The following is a 16,374-nucleotide window of genomic DNA, read 5'->3' as shown; positions in this document are numbered from 1 at the left end:
GGATTATGGACAAGTCAAAGGATGCCGACACCTCGGCCACGGCGAGTTTTCTGAAGGGTCAACTGCGAAAGGCACTCATCGAGCAACGCCTGGCGCTGCCCGACCGCCTCGCGCGGGCCGACCTGTTGCAGCGGGTGATGCGGATCTGGCTGGTCGGCCGGCCCGACACCGTGATCGGCGCCTACTGGCCGATCAAGGGCGAGTTCGACCCGCTGCCCGCACTGCATCGCTGGAAGGAAGACGGCGAACTCATGGAAGAAACACAGCGCCGCCGCATCGGACTGCCGGTGATCGACAAAGTTCACAAGACGCTCACCTTCCATGCCTGGTACCCGGGCTGCCAGATGGAAGAAGACGCCTACGGCATTCCCAAGCCCAAGGACACCGAGCTGATCGTGCCGACCCTGCTGTTCGTGCCCTGCGTGGGCTACAGCGCGGGCGGCTACCGGCTGGGCTACGGCGGCGGTTTCTACGACCGCACGCTGGCAGCGCTCGAGCCGCGGCCGTTCACCGTGGGGCTGGGCTTCACGAACGGCTTCCTGGAAGATTTCGAGCCCGAGGCGCACGACCTGCCCTTGGATGCGATCCTCAACGACAACGGCGTCGTCTGGCCGACCTCCTGAGCCGGCTCAGTCGAGGTTGTCCACCGTGTCCGGGTCGGGCACCTCGCCGATGGTCTGGCGCGTGGTCACGGCCTGCGCCTCCAGCCAGTCGGAAAAGGCCTTGATCTCGGGCCGCAGCGCGTTGCGCGGCCCCGAGATGAGCCAGTAGGCCATCGGTGAGTCCAGCCGGTGCTGCGGCAGCACCTCGATCAGGTCGCCGTTGGCCAGGCTTTCGGCAATGAGCGAGCTGCGCGCCAGCACCAGGCCCTGGCCCGTGAGCGCGGCCTGCACCATCTGGTACGCATAGTTGAAATAGAGCCAGCGCTTGGGCTGCGCGCGCTCCAGCCCGTTCACTTCGAACCAGCGCCGCCACGTGAGCCATTCCAGGTGCGTGCGGTGCGCGTCGCCCGCCTCGATCAGCGTGAAGCGGGCGATGTCGGCGGGCGTCTTGATCGGCGGGTTGCTCTTGATGAGCCACGGGCTCGCCACCGGCGTCAGCGTCTCGCCGAACAGACGCACGGCACCGGGCGGCATGCCTTCGGGCGGGCCGTAGCGCAGCGCGATGTCCACGTCGGCCACGTCGAGGTCGACCGCGATGTCGCTGGCGTCGATGCGGATGTCGATCTCGGGGTTGTCGCGCTGGAAGGCTTCCAGCCGCGGAATCAGCCACATCGAGGCGAACGAGGCAAAGGTGGTGAGCGCCACGCTCTTGCGCCCCGCGCTCTGGCGGATCTGCCGCACCGCCATGTCGATGCGCGGCAGCGCCTGCTGCACCGACAGCAGCAACTGCGCCCCGGCGCTGGTCAGCTCCACGGCCCGCGTGTGGCGCAGGAACAGCGACACGCCCACCTCTTCCTCGAGCGACTGGATCTGCCGGCTCACGGCCGACTGGGTGAGCGCCATTTCCTCGGCCGCGGCGCGGAAATTGAGGTGCCGCGCGACCGCCTCGAAGGCCCGCAGGTGCCCCGCGGAAATCGGGCGGGAGCGCAGGTGGGTTTGCGAATGTTGCATGGGTATGACTTTGGTGTGCGTTCCCGGCGGCCGGCCGATTGATGCGGGAATCGCATCAGTAGGCTACCTCGTTTTCATTGGACCTCCAAGGCCGCAAAAACGATCATTCATTCCCGAACTGCGCCAACCTCTCTGTCTGTCAAAGGCGCTTCGGATCAGCCAAGGAGTCCTCATCATGTCCACCGCCGTCTGCACCAACGAATCGCTCGCTTCCCTGTCCCGTTCCACCCGCACTGCGGCCATTCCGCCGGCCGTGCGCCGTGGCGCCTGGCAGATTGCGCCCGGCGAGGCGATGAGCCTGAAGGCGCGGTCGGCGAGCGTGCTGCGCGTCAAGCAGGGCCGCGTGTGGGTCACGCCCGACGCCACCGCCCACGGCCCCAGCGAAGACATCGTGCTGGCCCCGGGCGAGTCGCTCACCGTGGCCGCCGGCCAGCGCATCGTCATGGAAGCCTGGGATGGCTACGGTGCCACCTACGTGTGGGACCCGGTCTGACCGACCGCCTGCACTCCCGGCTCTTCTGAACAAAGGCGGCTTCGGCCGCCTTTTTCTTTGCCCGTCGTTTTCGTGCCCCGCCGCCGGGGCCCCGGGGTTCAGCCGCTGATGTCGAAGCTGGCGCGCAGCGCCAGGAAGTGCGCCAGCGCGGCCTCCCCGCGCAGGGCCTGCAGCGCGGAGATCGGGTCGGGGCCCTCGCATTCGGCCAGGCCCATGGCAAAACCGGTGTAGCGCCGCTCGGCCAGCGGGCCTTCGTGGACCACCACGAGCGCCACGTGGCGCGGATCACGCTGCAGCCGCGCCATCAACCCCTGCGCCGCCTCGCGCGGCCCCTCGAAATGCTGGCAGAAGCACTGGCCGTCGAACACCAACAGGCCGGAAATGCCGTCCTCGGCGTTGCGCGCGCGGGCCTGCGTGACGATCGCGCCCACGGTGGCCGGCGGCAGGTCGGGGGCGAGCAGGCTGCAATAGAGGAATTCGTGCAGCAGTTCTGCGGGTGCTTGTTCTTGTGTCATGCGGTGCGAAAGGGGAAGTCGCTTCGAGTCTAGAGGCCCGCCGCACGCCCCGAAATGTCAAAAGACATAGCAACGCCAGCCTATAGTGCGGCGTGAAATTCGAGGACTACCCCGTCGCCGCCTCTCCCCCGCAGGGCACGAACCCCTGCGAAAACTGCGCGCTGCGGCGCCTCGAGGCCTTCTTGCCGGTGACGGCGCAGCAGCTGCAGGCCATCCAGTCCTTTCGCACCGGCACCCGCCGCGTCGAGGCGGGCGGCACCATCGTCGACGAGCACCGCGCCAGCCCGCAGCTGTTCACGCTCTACGCGGGCTGGGCCTTCCGCTACAAGACCCTGAGCGACGGCCGGCGGCAGATCCTGGGTTTTCTGCTGCCCGGCGATTTCGTCGGCCTGCAGGACGAGTTTGCCGACGGCCAGACCCACGGCGTCGAGGCCGTGACCGACGCCACGCTCTGCGCCTTCGCGCGCGAGCGGCTGTGGGCGCTGTTCCAGACCCAGCCCCGGCTCGGCTACGACATCACCTGGCTGGCCGCGCGCGAGGAAAAACTGGTGGACGACCACCTCGTCAGCGCCGGGCGCCGCAATGCGGGCGAGCGCGTGGCCATGCTGCTCATGCACCTGTACCGGCGCGCCCAGCGCGTGGGCATGGTGCGCGACGGCTGGGTGGAGTTTCCGTTCAACCAGCAGCACATCGCCGACGCGCTGGGGCTGTCGCTGGTGCACACCAACAAGACGATGCGGCGGCTGCAGCGCCTGGGCCTGTACAAGCTCGACGGCGGCTGGCTGCGCATCCTGGAGCCGCATGCGCTCGAAACGCTGGGCGACTACTTCGAGCGCCCCTTGCGGCCGGTGCCGATGATCTGAGGGGAGCCGGCCGGTCGCCTCAGCGCGCCGCCACCAGCTGCCGCAGGTCGCTCTGGTAGGCCTGCAGCCGCCGCACCGCCTGTTCGCGCTGCGTGGCGCTGGTGGTGTTGTGCAGCGCCGCCAGGTTGCGGCACCCCTCCTGCAGCAGCGCCTGCTGCTGGTCGCGCCACGGGCCGGGCGGCGGATCGGCGATGCGCAGGATATAGGCATGCAGCGCGGCGCGGGCCTCGGCCGGCGAGGTGCGCGGGGCACCATTGGCGCCGAGAAAGCCCCGCAGCAGCACCAGCGCCTCCTGCTGGCGCTGGCGCCGTTCCTCGAACGCCAGCCGCGGGCTGAACACCGACTGCGCCACCTGCTGGCGCAGCAGCGCGCGCTGCTCGGTCGTCAGGCGGCCGTAGAAGTCTTCCTGGCGCTCGAGGAACTGGTCGTAGCGCTTGTCCTGCACCTGCGCGGGGCTGCGGTCGAGCCAGTCCTTGCGGTACTCGGTGTTGTTCTTCGCGTACTTGCGCTCGAGCTGCTGCAGCTGCGCGTCGCTCAGGCTCAGCACGAGCTCAGCGCTGGCGGCCTCGGCGCGCTCGGTGACGGCCAGCAGGCGCTCGCGGACCCGGTCGGCCAGCTGGCAGGCCTGGGCCGGCGTCACCTCGGCGCTCGCCAGGCCCTGGGCCTCCTGCAGCAGGCCGATGATGCGCGGCAGCTCGTTCTGGCGGTGCCAGGCCAGCAGCTGGGTGAGTTCGTCGCGCACCTTGGGGGTCTGGGCGCCGTCGAAGTCGAAGTAGCCGTCGAGCCACCAATAGCTCAGTTCGGGCAGGTTGTTGTAGGCCAGCTTGACCGCGCTGCAAGCCCCCAGGGCAGCGGCCAGCAGCAGCACACCGATAATTCGGGCCAGTCCAGCACAACGAATCCGGGAAGAAAAGCGCATGAATCAGACTCCGCAGCAGAGCAACCAGGGACCGGTCGACGTCGTCATCATGGCGGCCGGCAAGGGCACGCGCATGAAGAGCAAGCTGCCCAAAGTGTTGCATCGTTTGGCCGGCCGCGCCTTGCTGGCCCACGTGACCGACACCGCCGCGCGCATCGGCGCGCGCCATGTCGTGGTCGTGACGGGCCACGGCGCCGAGCAGGTCGAGACCGCCATCAAGGCCACCGCCGTGAACGCCGCCGCCCTCGGTTTCGCGCGCCAGGAGCCCCAGCTGGGCACCGGCCATGCCGTGCAGCAGGCCACGCCGCAGCTGCCGGACGACGGCACCGTGGTGATCCTGTCGGGCGACGTGCCCCTGATCGCCGAGGACACGCTGCGCACCCTCATCGCTGCCAGCGGCGGCGAGCGGCTCGCGCTGCTGACCATCGAACTCGACGACCCCACCGGCTACGGCCGCATCATCCGCACCACGGCAGGTGGCGAGGTGACGGCCATCGTCGAACACAAGGACGCCACCGAGGCGCAGCGCGCCGTGCGCGAGATCAACAGCGGCGTGATGGCCGCGCCCGCGCGGCTGCTCAAGGGCTGGCTGGCGCGTCTGGACAACAAGAACACCCAGGGCGAGTACTACCTGACCGACATCGTGAAGTTCGCGGCCGACGACCGCGTGCCGGTGGTGGCGCATGTCACGACCGACGCGCTGCAGGTGGCGGGCATCAACAGCCCCGCCCAGCTCGCGGCGCTGGAACGCGCCTGGCAGCTGCGCCAGGCGAATGCGCTGATGGAACAGGGCGTGCGCCTGGCCGACCCGGCGCGCTTCGACCTGCGCGGCACGCTGAGCTGCGGCGCCGACGTCGACATCGACGTCAACTGCGTGTTCGAAGGCACGGTGTCGCTGGGCGAAGGCGTGCGCATCGGCGCGAACTGCGTGATCGCCAACGTGCGCATCGAAGCGGGCGCGGTGATCCACCCCTTCACCCACATCGACGGCGAGAAGGCCGGCGTGACGGTGGGCGCGGGCGCGCTGGTCGGCCCCTTTGCGCGGCTGCGGCCCGGTGCCCAGCTGGGCGCCGAGGTGCACATCGGCAACTTCGTCGAGGTCAAGAACTCCACGCTGGCGGCCGGCGCCAAGGCCAACCACCTGGCCTACCTGGGCGACGCCACGGTGGGCGAGCGCGTGAACTACGGCGCGGGCAGCATCACGGCCAACTACGACGGCGCCAACAAGCACCGCACCGTGATCGAGGCCGACGTGCACGTGGGCAGCAACTGCGTGCTCGTGGCCCCCGTGACCATCGGCGCGGGCGGCACCATCGGCGGCGGCTCGACGGTGAACAAGTCGACCGAGCCGGGCGCGCTGACCGTCGCACGGGGCAAGCAGGTCAGCTTCGCGAACTGGAAGCGGCCGCAGAAGTTGCCGAAGAACTGACGGCGGCTTTGGGCGCTTGTTCGGGGCAGGCGCCCTGCCCCGGGCCTCACCAGCCCGTCAGCAAACGCACGAAGCGCATCACCGGCCGCGCCTCTTCGACCGGCGCCGTGGCCCGAACCGCCCGCACCGGCGCATGCACCCGCAGGTGCACCGCCGTCACCGCCGACACCTCGATCCAGCCGCCCTGCGGCACGCAGTGCACGTCGCCTTCGCCGAGCAGCGTCTCGGTCATGAACACCCTCTCGCCCAGCCAGCCCGGCGGCGACACCACGCGGGCGCGGCCTTCGGCCAGTTGAAGCCAGGCGCCCGCATCGACGGCGGTGCGCAGCGACTGGCCGGGTTCAAGGACGATGGAATCGGGCGCTTCGCAGAGGGTGGTGATCATGGCGGACCTCGGGTGGATGAGGGTTCATCGTAGGAATTTCGCCGCCCGAAAAACAGGCACACCCGATGGCTATTGCGACCGGAACAGCCGGTCTGTCGCACCATCTGTTATGGTCATTTTCCCGAGCAACTGCATCTGTTTTTGGATGCCCGATGCGGGGAACATCGACCCATGGACTCGCTACCGCTCTACCGCCAGCTCGCGGCGCACTACGTCGACGCGATCCACGCCGGCTCGCTCAAGGCCGGCGACAAGCTCCCGTCGCTGCGCAGCCTGATGCGGCTGCACGACATCAGCCTCTCGACCGCGCTGCAGGTCTGCCGCGCCATGGAAAGCGAAGGCTGGGTCGAGGCGCGCGACCGCTCGGGCTACTTCGTGCGCCGCCCGCAGCGGCTGGCCATCGCGGCCATGGAAGAGCCCGTGTCCGGCCTGCCGCCCGACCCGGCGCAGTTCGTCAACATGCGCACGCGCATGGCCAACTTCATGGCGCGCGGGCGGCTGAACGACGTGAAGCTCAACTTCGCGATCTCGCGCGCCGCCCCCGAGCTCTACCCGGCCGAGGCGCTGCGCAACGCCATGACGCGCGCGCTGCGCCAGCGCCCCGAACTGCTGACCACGGCCTCCTCGCAAAAAGGCCATGAGCAATTCCGCCAGGTCGTGGCCCAGCGCAACCTGCGCGTGGGCATGACGGTGGCGCCCGACGACGTGCTGGTCACCAACGGCTGCATCGAGGCGCTGAACCTCGCGCTGCGCGCCATCGCCAAGCCCGGCGACACCGTGGCCGTCGAATCGCCCACCTTCTACGGCCTGCTGCAGGTGCTCGAAAGCCTGGGCCTGCGCGGGCTGGAGATTCCCACCAGCCCGCAGACCGGCATCTCGCTGGAGGCGCTCGACCTGGCCATCCACACCTACGACGACATCAAGGCCGTGGTGGTGGTGCCGCACCTGCAGAACCCCATCGGCAGCGTGATGCCCGACGCCCACAAGCAGCGGCTGGTGCAGCTGTGCGAAAGCCACGGCATCGCGCTGGTCGAGGACGACACCTACAGCGACCTGGTGGAAACCGAGGTGCCGCCGCGCGCCATCAAGTCCTGGGACCGCACGGGCAACGTGGTGTATTGCGCCTCGCTGCACAAGGTGCTGGCACCGGGCCTGCGGCTGGGCTGGATCACGGCCGGGCGCTGGCACGCGCAGGTCGAAATGCTCAAGTACGCGCAGACGCGCAACAACGAGGCGCTGGCGCAGATCGCCGCGGGCGAGATCATTGCCAGCGGCGGCTACGACCGCCACCTGCGCCGCCTGCGCGAACGCCTGCACACGCAGCGCGACCAGACCGCCGACGCCATCGCCCGCTACTTCCCGGCCGGCACGCGGCTCAACCTGCCGCGCGGCGGCTTCCAGCTGTGGGTGGAGCTGCCCGAGCGACTGTCGTCGGTGGCGGTGTTCGAGGCGGCCCTGCGCGAGCACATGCTGGTGGCGCCGGGCGCGCAGTTCTCGAACGCCTCGCGCTTCGACCACTACCTGCGCATCAACTGCGGCTGGCCCTTCAGCGAGGCGGTCGATGCGGGGCTGCGGCGGCTCGGACGGATCGTCGAGGAAGGCTGTGCGGCGCAGAAGCACCCGCCGGCGACGGGGGTGCGATCGCCGCGCGCCGCGGCTCAGTCGAGCAGCGCCAGGGCCGCGTAGTCGCCCACCTTGTCGCCGAGCCCGGCGGGCACCAGCAACACGCCGCGCGTGAGCGGCGGCAGCTTGCCGTCGACCTGCGCCTGCAGCCGCGGCAGCACGAAGTCGCGGTGGTGCCAGAACACGCTGCCGCCCAGGCTGATGCGCTGCAGGTCGAGCGTGATGACCAGGTTGTAGAGCATGCGGCCGATCACGCGGCACAGCGCGTCGGCCTTCTCGAGTGCCGCGGCGTCACCGGCCGCGGCGGCCGTGAACAGATCGGCTGCGGGTTGGCCGAAGCGGTGCGCGATCGAATTGCCGCCCGCCAGCGCTTCCACGTCGCCCAGGTTGCCGCAGCCGCACAGCGCGCCGCTGTCGTCGTCGACCACGAAGCTGTGGCCCGCATGGCCGGCGTTGCCGTTCTTGCCGCGCAGCGCCTTGCCGTCGACGCACAGGCCCACGCCCACGCCGGTGCTCCAGGTGGCGTAGGCACAGTTGTCGAGCCCCTTCAGCGCGCCCCAGTGGCGCTCGGCCTCGAGCGCGGCCACGGCGTCGTTCTCGACGCGCACGCGGGCGAAGCGGCGCGCCAGCGGCGCCTCGACGATGGCCGTCATCCAGTTGTTGGGCAGCCCGCGCGAGGGGCCGGCGATGCCGCCGCAGATGTTGGGCGTGGCCAGCTCGACCATGCCGTCGTGCAGCTCGAAAGGCCCGGTCGACGAAACACCCACGCGGTCGATGCTCGCCGGATCGATGCCCTGCTCCGCGCACACCTCGTCGATGAGCCGCAGGATCTGCACCGCCACGGCGTCGTTGCTGCCGGTCTTGGCGGTGGGCTCGCTGCGGCGGCCGATCAGCGGCGCATCGCTCGAAGCGGAAAGGCTCACGGCGACCTTGGTGCCGCCGATGTCTACGCAGGCTCTCATTACGGGGTTCTCTTCTTTCTCAGGCGTTTCTCAGAGCAGCCGCGCGACCAGCGCCGCGATCATGCTGAGCACCACCGTGCTCGCGATCGGCAGCTGCCAGTCGCGGCCGAAGGCGCGAAACTCGAAATCGCCGGGCAGTCGTCCGAAGCCGAAGCGGCGCAGCCAGGCGGTCAGGCCGCTCATGAGCACCAGCGCCAGGACGACGACGATCAGCCAGCGGAACATGCAGACAGTCTAGGCGGCCAGTACAGCCAGGGCTTGTCGGTGAAGTTCGGGTGTGGCTGCAGCGATCACGCGCTGGTCGGGATTCAGCCCCAGCGGCCGGCCCTCCCAGTCGGTGACGACGCCGCCCGCGGCTTCGATCAGGCCCGCCGGGCCCAGGAAGTCGTAGGGCTGCAGCCCCGTCTCGACCACGAGGTCGATGGTGCCGCCCGCGAGCTGCGCGTAGCCGTAGCAGTCGCCGCCGAAGCGGCGCATCGCGCACTGGCGGCTCAGGCGGTCGAAGGCGCTCCAGTCGGCCGGCGAGAAGATGTCGGGCGAGGTGGTCACGATGCGGGCCTTGGCGATCTCGGTGCAGCCACTCACGCGCACGGGCTGGCCGTCGCGCGTGGCGCCCTTGCCGGCCTCGCCGATCCAACGCTCCTTCAGCACCGGCATGTCGACCATGCCCAGCACCACGCGCCCGCCCTGCAGCACGCCGATGAGCGTGCCCCACAGCGGCGAGCCGGTGATGAAGCTGCGCGTGCCGTCGATCGGGTCGAGCACCCAGATGCGGTCGGCGTCGAGGCGCTCGGGGCCGTGCTCCTCGCCGAAGATGCCGTCGGTGGGCACGCGTGCGCCGAGGATCTCGCGCATGGCTGTCTCGGCGGCGCGGTCGGCCAGCGTGACCGGGCTTTCGTCGGCCTTGGTGATGATGTCCAGCGGCGTGCGGAAGTAGCGCATCGACTGGGCGGCGGCGGCATCGGCCAGCGCACCGGCGATCGCGGAAAGTTCGGGGGCGGAAGAGCTCATGGGAAGGAGAACGCGTGCCAAAAGCTGCGATTAGACCCGAGCCCACGGCCCTTGCGCCATCGCCGGGACATTCGTCCGCCCGGCCCCTTCACCCGGGGGCTAGCGCTGCTGGCCCCAGCGCCGCACCGTGAGCCGCTCCAGCGTGCGAAAGCCCAGGCTTTCCACCAGCAGGCCGATCAGCACCACCAGCGCGAGGCCGGCGAACACGCGGTCGGTGTACAGCTCGTTGCGGTTCTGGAAGATGTACCAGCCCAGCCCGCCCTTGCCCGACGAGGCGCCGAACACCAGCTCGGCCGCGATCAGCGTGCGCCACGCAAAGGCCCAGCCGATCTTCAGCCCCGACAAAATCGACGGCAGCGCGGCCGGCACCAGGATCTGCAGCACGTAGCGCAGCCCCTTCAGCCCGTAGTTGCGCCCCGCCATGCGCAGCGTCTCGGGCACGCCCTGGAAGCCCGCATAGGTGTTGAGCGCCAGCGGCCACAGCACCGAATGGATCAGCACGAACACCAGGCTGCCACGGCCCAGCCCGAACCACAGCAGCGCCAGCGGCAGCAGCGCGATCGCGGGCAATGGGTTGAACATCGAGGTCAGCGTGTCCAGCAGGTCGCGCCCGATGCGCGTGGACACGGCCAGCGTCGTGAGCCCGAAGGCCAGCAGCACGCCCGCGAGGTAGCCCTGCAGCAGCACGGCCAGCGAGATGCGCACCTTCTCGACCAGCTCGCCGCTGGCCAGCCCTTCGATCAATGCACGGGCGGTGGCGGTGAAGGTGGGCAGCAGCAGGTCGTTGTCCTGCCAGCGCGCCGCCAGCTCCCACAGCACGGCGATGACCGCAAGGATCAGGCCCTTGCGCAGCCAGGTGTGCGAGGCGAGGCGCGTGGCCAGCGGCAGCGCGCGTTCGACCGGCAGTTCGGTGAAGGGCTCGAGCGTGCGTTCGTATTCAGGGCGGATGGGGGGCGTCAGGGTGCTCATGGGGTGCCCCGTTCTTCCTCGAACAGCATGTCGTGGATGCGCCGCGCGGTCGCCTGGAAGTCCGCACCGCCCAGGCTGTCCAGCGAGTAACCGTGGCTGTTGAGTTCGGCGCGCATGCGCCCCGGATGCGGCGACAGCAGCGCCACGCGGTTGCCGACCACCAGCGCTTCCTCGATCGAGTGCGTGACGAACAGCAGCGTGAAGCGCACCTCGTCCCACAGCTCGAGCAGCTCCTGCTGCATGCGGCGGCGCGTGAGCGCGTCGAGCGCGGCAAAGGGCTCGTCCATCAGCAGCACGCGCGGCTGCATCGCCAGCGCCCGCGCGATCGCCACGCGCTGCTTCATGCCGCCCGAGAGCTGGTGCGGGTGCACGTCGGCGAATTTCGAGAGGCCCACCTTGTCGAGGTAGTGCAGCGCGCGCTCGGCCGCTTCCTTGCGCCCCAGCGTGCGCGAGGCGAGCAGCGGGAACATCACGTTCTGCTTCACCGTCTTCCACGGCGGCAGCTGGTCGAACTCCTGGAACACGACGATGCGGTCGGGCCCCGGCTGCGTCACGCGCCGGCCGTCGAGCCGGATCTCGCCCTCGACCGGCGGGATGAACCCGGCCACGGCCTTGAGCAGCGTGGACTTGCCACAGCCCGAGGGCCCGAGCAGCACGAAGCGGTCGGCGGCATGCACGTCGAAGCTCACGCGGTGCGTGGCGCGCACCACGCGCTCGGGCGTGCGGTACTCGAGGCTGACCTTGTCGACCTGCAGCAGCGGGGCAAGGTCTTGGCTGCGGTCTTCCTCCCTCCCCTCCCGGGGGAGGGCCGGGGTGGGGGCAGACGGCGCCAGCTTCGCCACCGCTCTGCCCGCCCCCATCCCAGCCTTCCCCCAGAGGGGGAAGGAGTCAAACCCCGAGCGCACCTTCGCCGTGCTCACTCAATTCCCCGAAGCCGTGTGCGCGTCGTCGAAGAAATAGTCCTTCACCGACGCCGGCTTGTTCTTGATCGCGCCCACGCGGTGCATGAACTCCGCGAACACGTAGGTGTTCTGCGGCGCGGTCTTGAACTGCACCTCGGGGTTCTTGATGATCTTGAGCAGCAGTTCGCGGTCGAGCTTGGCGTTGCTCACCTTCAGGTAGATGCCGGCCGCCTTCTCGGGGTTGGCCGTGACGAACTTCGCCGCCTCGTCGAGCGCATCGACGAACGCCTTGTAGGTCTTGGGGTTCTCGTTGCGGAATTTCTCGGTGGCGTACAGCACCGTGGCCGACGACGGCCCGCCCAGCACCTGGTACGAGTTCAGCACGATGCGCGCGTTCGGGTTGCCCGCGAGCTCCTGCTCCTGGAACGGCGGATTGCCGAAGTGCCCCGTGATCTCCGTGCCGCCCTTGATGATCGCCGCCGCCGCATCGGGGTGCGGCAGCGCCACGCTGATCTTGTCGAGCTTGTTGAACTCCTTGTCGCCCCACAGCTTGGCCGACGCGATCTGCAGCACCCGCGACTGCACTGACACGCCCACGGCAGGCAGCGCGATGCGGTCCTTGTCCGTGAAGTCGGCGATCGACTTCACGTTCGGGTTGTTGCTCACCAGGTAGTACGGGAAGTTGCCCAGCGAGGCCACGCCCTTCACGTTCTGCTTGCCCTTGGTGCGGTCCCACAGCGTGAGCAGCGGCCCCACGCCGGCGCCCGCGATCTCGATGTTGCCCGACAGCAGCGCGTCGTTCACCGCCGAGCCGCCCGAGAGCTTGACCCACTCCACCTTCGCATCGACCCCCGCGGCCTTCGCGTGCTTCTCGATCAGCTTCTGCTCCTGCGCCACGTTGAGCAGCAGGTAGACGATGCCGAACTGCTCGGCGATGCGGATCTGCCCTTCGGCGTGCGCGGCCAGGCTGCCGGCGAGAAGGCCGAGGCCGGTGACGAGCGCGGCGGCGCGGCGAGTGAAGCGGTTCATTGGAAAGTCCGGAAGATAAAAAGAAATCAGAACGGCGTGTCGCCCACGATGGTGGTGCGGTTGAGCCGGCGGCGCAGGTGGTCGGGTGTGCCTGCCGCGAGGTGCATCAGCGAGCGGTTGTCCCAGAACACCAGGTCGTGCGGCGCCCACGTGTGGCGGTACACGAACTCCGCCCGCGTGCTGTGCGCGAACAGCTCGGCCAGCAGCGCATCGCTCTCGCCTTGCGGCAGGCCGACGATGCGCGTCGTGAAGTGCTCGCTGACGAACAGCGCCTTGCGCCCCGTCTCCGGGTGCGTGCGCACCACGGGTTGCACGGCGGGAGCGACCTGATCGATCTGCGCCTGAGACAACTTGGGCCGCCACGGATTCTTGGCGCGCAGCTCTTCGTACTTGGCAAGGTAGCTGTGCTCGGCCTTCAGCGACAGGATGCGCTGTTGCAGATCGGCAGGCAGCGCCTCCCACGCCAGGTGCTGGTCGGCGAACAGCGTGTCGCCGCCTTCGCTCGGCAGCTCCTGCGCGTGCAGCAGCGAGCCCAGGCTGGGATGGGGTTTGTACGAAATGTCGGAGTGCCAGTACACGCCCGCGTCGCCGAGGCCGATCGGCTCGCCGTTCTCCTTGATGTTCGAGACGATCAGGATCTCGGGGTGGTTCTTCAGCTGGAACTGGTGCAACACGTGGATCTCGAGCGGCCCGAAGCGGCGGCTGAAATCGATGTGCTGCGCGGGCGTAATGCGCTGGTCGCGAAAGACCAGCACGTGGTGGTCCAGGTGCGCGCGGTGGATGCGTTGGAAGTCGGCGGCGTTGATCGGCTCAGCGATGTCGAGCCCGACGATCTCCGCACCGACAGGCGCATCGAAAGGCCGCACCTCGAAGGGCTGCGCCGGGACCTCGGCAGTGGAGGTTGCACGGGAAAGAACGGCAGTCATGCCGCGAATGTAGAAGCGCGCCCTCCATTCCCCAACGAAGTCTTTGTTGCTTGCTTATGACCAACTCTTTCCGTTGAAAGCACAAGCCCCAGGCGCCCAAAGCGCGCAGCGCCTTTGGCGCCATGGTGGCCGAGCGCAGCGACGGCCCGCCCGGCTCCCAAGCCCCTCTGGCTGCGCCGAGGAGCGCAGCGTTTCGCGGATCAGGGCTCGCCCTTGTTTGAGCGAAGCGAGTTTGGGCGAGACCCCGCGAAACGCGAGCACCGCAGGTTGCCCGTAGCGAAGCGGAGGGTCGCAGACAGTGGGGTCGCCTTTTCTTTGCTTACTTTCTTTTGGCGAAGCAAAAGAAAGTGAGTCGCCCGCCGGGGCGAGACCCGGCCTCGGGAAGCAAACCCTCAGAGGGTGTGACTCCGATCCCCTTCAGCAAACCCCACAGCGTCCCAGGCTTCACCGACAGCAAACCCCACCACCTTGAACAACTCCCCCATCTCATGCTCATGAATCAACCGAGCCGCCATCCCCCGCTGCGCCACAGTCCCTTGTTCCATCAGCCCCAACATCCCGCAGTTCAAAAGAAACCGCGCCTGGCTCGTGTAGCCAAGAACAGAAAGCCCCGCCTCCTGCCCCGCCACGGCAATCCCCGTGAAGTCGACATGCGCAGTGATGTCCTTGTACCCAACCTCCGACAGAGGATCGCCATCCGCCTGATGCCCCCGGTGGCACATCACCGTCCCCATGTGCCGCTGCGGGTGGTAGTACTCGCCTTCAGGAAACCCGTAGTCGATGAGAAACGCCGCCCCCTTCTCAAGCCGATCCGCCAGCGTCGCAATAAAAGCCTGCGCCTGCGGATGCACCTCGGTGAGGTAGTCATGCACCCCCGACACCTCCACCGGCGGCCGCAACTCGGTAGCCCGGTCCGCCCACGTCCACCCATCCCCCGCCGGATTCCGCACCACCCCCCGCTCGAACCAAGCCCCCTTCACCCGCGCCAGCAGCTGCACCGGCATCGCATCGAGCACTTCATTGCCGACCACCACGCCCTGCATGGACTCGGGCAGTTCCCCGAGCCATTCAACCCGCCCCGCATGCCCCGCCAGCGCCTGCTGCTGCCGCTCCCGCAAGGTGCCCGACAGATCGACGATGCGGTAGCGCACATCGCTGCGCCCCATCTCGCCCAGCGCATGCAGCAGCTGCACCGCCAGCGCCCCCGAGCCCGCGCCGAATTCCCACACCGTGTCGGTGCCGGTCTTCTCCAGCGCCTCGAGCACCTGCACCGCGAGCGTGTGGCCGAACATCGGCGTCAGCTCGGGCGCGGTCACGAAGTCGCTGCCGGACGAGGGCATGTGGCCGAACTTGGCCGAGGTGTTGGCGTAGTAGCCCAGCCCCGGCGCATACAGGGCCAGGGCCATGAAGCGGTCGAAGCCGATCCATCCGCCCGCGCGCTCGACGGAGCGTGCAATCAGATGGTCGAGGGCGATGGGTAAACTGTTTGTCGTTGGCGTCGTCACGGCGCCATTGTCCTCTTCCTGTCTTCTGTCTTCTTCCTCCGAATGAGCGCCATCCCCCCCTCCTCCCCCGATCGCCGCCGCACCGTCCTCGTCACGGGCGCGGGCCGCCGGCTGGGCCGCGAGATCGCGCTGGCGCTCGCCGCGGGCGGCTGGCAGGTGGCGGTGCACTACCGCAGCTCGCGCGCCGAAGCCGAGCAGACCGTGGCCGACTGCGCCGCGCGCTCGGGCGACTCGGCGCTGTTCGAGGCCGACCTGGCCGACGAGCAGGCCACGCGCGCCCTGCTGCCGCGCGTGGCGGCACGCTTTCGCGCTGTCGATGCCGTGGTGCACAGCGCCGCCCTCTTCGAGCACGACGACGCCGCCAGCTTCAGCTACGCGCTCATGGAGCGCCACGCGCGCAGCAACACCGGCGCGGCCATCCTGCTGGCGCAGGCGCTGCACGACCACCTGGCCCGGCGCGATGCGCACGGCGGCGCCGTGGTGCACCTGCTCGACCAGAAGCTGTGGAACCCGAACCCCGACTTCCTGAGCTACACGCTTTCCAAGGCCGCGCTCGAAGCCGCCACCCCCATGCTCGCGCTGGCGCTCGCGCCGCGCGTGCGCGTGGTGGGCGTGGCGCCCGGCCTCACGCTGGCGAGCCACATGCTCGACGATGACAAGTTCGCGCAGCTGCACAAGCTGTCGCCGCTGGGCCGCTCGTCCACGCCCGACGACGTGGCCGCCACCGTGAAGTTCGCGCTGGAAAACAGCTCGATCACCGGCACCACGCTGCTCGTCGACGGCGGCCAGCACCTCATGAAATTCGAGCGCGACTTCTCGCTCATGTGACGAGCACCACCACCATGTCCACGAACACACCGCACGGCCACCAGACACTCACCCTCCAGGGCCTGCGCTTCGACGCCAACCTGGGCATCCTCGAGCAGGAAAAGACCGCGCCGCAGCCGATCCTGGTGGACGCCGAACTCAACCTCGGCCCGCAGCCGCTGCTGCCGCAGGACGACGACATCTTCCACGTGCTGGACTACCGCAAGGTGCGCCGCATCATCATCGACGAGTGCACCGCCGAGCACGTCAACCTGCTCGAAAGCCTGATCGGCAAGCTCGCGCAGCGCCTGCTGCAACTGCCCGGCGTGCGGGGCGTGCGCGTGAAGATCGCCAAGCTCGAAATCTTCGACGACTGCGAAGTCGCCATCCGCATCGAAGCCGGGGAATGGTGATCCAAGGCAA

The 16,374-nt window shown here is 69.0% G+C and carries 19 protein-coding genes; 7 read left to right on the top strand and 12 right to left on the bottom strand.

The window, feature by feature from the left end; translation table 11 throughout:
- Window positions 1-5 precede the first annotated feature (5 nt).
- Entirely contained in the window at window positions 6-623 is a 618-nt protein-coding gene (locus AC3WQM_RS13520) for a 5-formyltetrahydrofolate cyclo-ligase (RefSeq protein ID WP_095743648.1), read from the top strand.
- Between the two features lie 6 nt (window positions 624-629).
- Here AC3WQM_RS13520 and AC3WQM_RS13515 read toward each other — a convergent pair whose 3' ends face one another.
- On the bottom strand, window positions 630-1,613 hold the full coding sequence (locus AC3WQM_RS13515; protein WP_062477933.1) for a LysR substrate-binding domain-containing protein: 984 nt from the start codon (window positions 1,611-1,613) through the stop codon (window positions 630-632).
- Window positions 1,614-1,788: 175 nt separating this feature from the next.
- Here AC3WQM_RS13515 and AC3WQM_RS13510 point away from each other — a divergent pair, with 175 nt between their 5' ends.
- Window positions 1,789-2,106, top strand: coding sequence for a DUF2917 domain-containing protein (locus AC3WQM_RS13510; RefSeq protein ID WP_062477930.1), 318 nt, complete (start codon window positions 1,789-1,791; stop codon window positions 2,104-2,106).
- Window positions 2,107-2,204: 98 nt separating this feature from the next.
- On the opposite strand, the gene AC3WQM_RS13505 is transcribed toward AC3WQM_RS13510, so the two are convergent.
- A complete protein-coding gene (locus AC3WQM_RS13505; protein WP_492679329.1) occupies window positions 2,205-2,621 on the bottom strand; it encodes a BLUF domain-containing protein in 417 nt (138 codons plus the stop codon).
- Window positions 2,622-2,713: 92 nt separating this feature from the next.
- On the opposite strand from AC3WQM_RS13505, the gene AC3WQM_RS13500 reads away from it, so the two are divergent.
- The gene (locus tag AC3WQM_RS13500) at window positions 2,714-3,484 is read left to right on the top strand and encodes a Crp/Fnr family transcriptional regulator (RefSeq protein WP_492679327.1); all 771 of its coding nucleotides are present in this window, start codon (window positions 2,714-2,716) and stop codon (window positions 3,482-3,484) included.
- 19 nt (window positions 3,485-3,503) lie between these two features.
- Here AC3WQM_RS13500 and AC3WQM_RS13495 read toward each other — a convergent pair whose 3' ends face one another.
- Entirely contained in the window at window positions 3,504-4,352 is an 849-nt protein-coding gene (locus AC3WQM_RS13495; protein ID WP_489059245.1) for a DUF6279 family lipoprotein, read from the bottom strand.
- 49 nt (window positions 4,353-4,401) lie between these two features.
- Here AC3WQM_RS13495 and glmU point away from each other — a divergent pair, with 49 nt between their 5' ends.
- Window positions 4,402-5,832, top strand: a complete 1,431-nt coding sequence (gene glmU / locus AC3WQM_RS13490; protein ID WP_139705299.1) for a bifunctional UDP-N-acetylglucosamine diphosphorylase/glucosamine-1-phosphate N-acetyltransferase GlmU — start codon at window positions 4,402-4,404, stop codon at window positions 5,830-5,832.
- A gap of 46 nt (window positions 5,833-5,878) precedes the next feature.
- Here glmU and AC3WQM_RS13485 read toward each other — a convergent pair whose 3' ends face one another.
- Window positions 5,879-6,217, bottom strand: a complete 339-nt coding sequence (locus AC3WQM_RS13485) for a hypothetical protein (RefSeq protein WP_489059247.1) — start codon at window positions 6,215-6,217, stop codon at window positions 5,879-5,881.
- A 171-nt stretch (window positions 6,218-6,388) separates the two neighbouring features.
- Here AC3WQM_RS13485 and AC3WQM_RS13480 point away from each other — a divergent pair, with 171 nt between their 5' ends.
- Window positions 6,389-7,903 (top strand): aminotransferase-like domain-containing protein, encoded by a 1,515-nt coding sequence (locus AC3WQM_RS13480; RefSeq protein WP_354345646.1) that lies wholly within the window; start codon window positions 6,389-6,391, stop codon window positions 7,901-7,903.
- On the opposite strand, the gene AC3WQM_RS13475 is transcribed toward AC3WQM_RS13480, so the two are convergent.
- From AC3WQM_RS13475 to AC3WQM_RS13440, 8 genes are all read right to left on the bottom strand, one after another.
- Entirely contained in the window at window positions 7,876-8,802 is a 927-nt protein-coding gene (locus tag AC3WQM_RS13475; protein ID WP_062477915.1) for an ROK family protein, read from the bottom strand. The two genes, AC3WQM_RS13480 and AC3WQM_RS13475, sit on opposite strands and share 28 nt — an antisense overlap.
- A 30-nt stretch (window positions 8,803-8,832) precedes the next feature.
- The gene (locus tag AC3WQM_RS13470) at window positions 8,833-9,027 is read right to left on the bottom strand and encodes a DUF2905 domain-containing protein (RefSeq protein ID WP_056575522.1); all 195 of its coding nucleotides are present in this window, start codon (window positions 9,025-9,027) and stop codon (window positions 8,833-8,835) included.
- 9 nt (window positions 9,028-9,036) lie between these two features.
- Window positions 9,037-9,813: a histidinol-phosphatase gene (hisN, locus tag AC3WQM_RS13465; RefSeq protein WP_492679325.1), complete on the bottom strand. Its 777-nt coding sequence runs from the start codon at window positions 9,811-9,813 to the stop codon at window positions 9,037-9,039.
- A 99-nt stretch (window positions 9,814-9,912) separates the two neighbouring features.
- The gene (locus tag AC3WQM_RS13460; protein ID WP_095948215.1) at window positions 9,913-10,782 is read right to left on the bottom strand and encodes an ABC transporter permease; all 870 of its coding nucleotides are present in this window, start codon (window positions 10,780-10,782) and stop codon (window positions 9,913-9,915) included.
- Window positions 10,779-11,642 carry an ABC transporter ATP-binding protein gene (locus AC3WQM_RS13455; protein ID WP_492679323.1) on the bottom strand — a complete coding sequence of 288 codons (864 nt, stop codon included), beginning with the start codon at window positions 11,640-11,642 and terminating at the stop codon, window positions 10,779-10,781. Before AC3WQM_RS13455 ends, AC3WQM_RS13460 begins: the two co-directional genes overlap by 4 nt.
- 60 nt (window positions 11,643-11,702) lie before the next feature.
- Window positions 11,703-12,713 carry an ABC transporter substrate-binding protein gene (locus AC3WQM_RS13450; RefSeq protein WP_492679321.1) on the bottom strand — a complete coding sequence of 337 codons (1,011 nt, stop codon included), beginning with the start codon at window positions 12,711-12,713 and terminating at the stop codon, window positions 11,703-11,705.
- 26 nt (window positions 12,714-12,739) lie between these two features.
- Entirely contained in the window at window positions 12,740-13,639 is a 900-nt protein-coding gene (locus AC3WQM_RS13445) for a TauD/TfdA dioxygenase family protein (protein ID WP_492679319.1), read from the bottom strand.
- Window positions 13,640-14,031: 392 nt separating this feature from the next.
- Complete coding sequence (locus tag AC3WQM_RS13440) at window positions 14,032-15,144, bottom strand: class I SAM-dependent methyltransferase (RefSeq protein WP_492679317.1); 1,113 nt, start codon at window positions 15,142-15,144, stop codon at window positions 14,032-14,034.
- Between the two features lie 42 nt (window positions 15,145-15,186).
- Here AC3WQM_RS13440 and AC3WQM_RS13435 point away from each other — a divergent pair, with 42 nt between their 5' ends.
- Together AC3WQM_RS13435 and AC3WQM_RS13430 are read left to right on the top strand one after the other, a co-directional pair.
- Window positions 15,187-15,972 carry an SDR family oxidoreductase gene (locus tag AC3WQM_RS13435; RefSeq protein WP_492679315.1) on the top strand — a complete coding sequence of 262 codons (786 nt, stop codon included), beginning with the start codon at window positions 15,187-15,189 and terminating at the stop codon, window positions 15,970-15,972.
- 14 nt (window positions 15,973-15,986) lie between these two features.
- Window positions 15,987-16,364: a dihydroneopterin aldolase gene (locus AC3WQM_RS13430; RefSeq protein ID WP_056576172.1), complete on the top strand. Its 378-nt coding sequence runs from the start codon at window positions 15,987-15,989 to the stop codon at window positions 16,362-16,364.
- Window positions 16,365-16,374 lie beyond the last annotated feature (10 nt).

The organism is Variovorax sp. FW301-JW7 (assembly GCF_058788795.1).
Note: the sequence above shows the minus strand (reverse complement) of the source record. Positions and strands in the feature narration are given on the sequence as shown.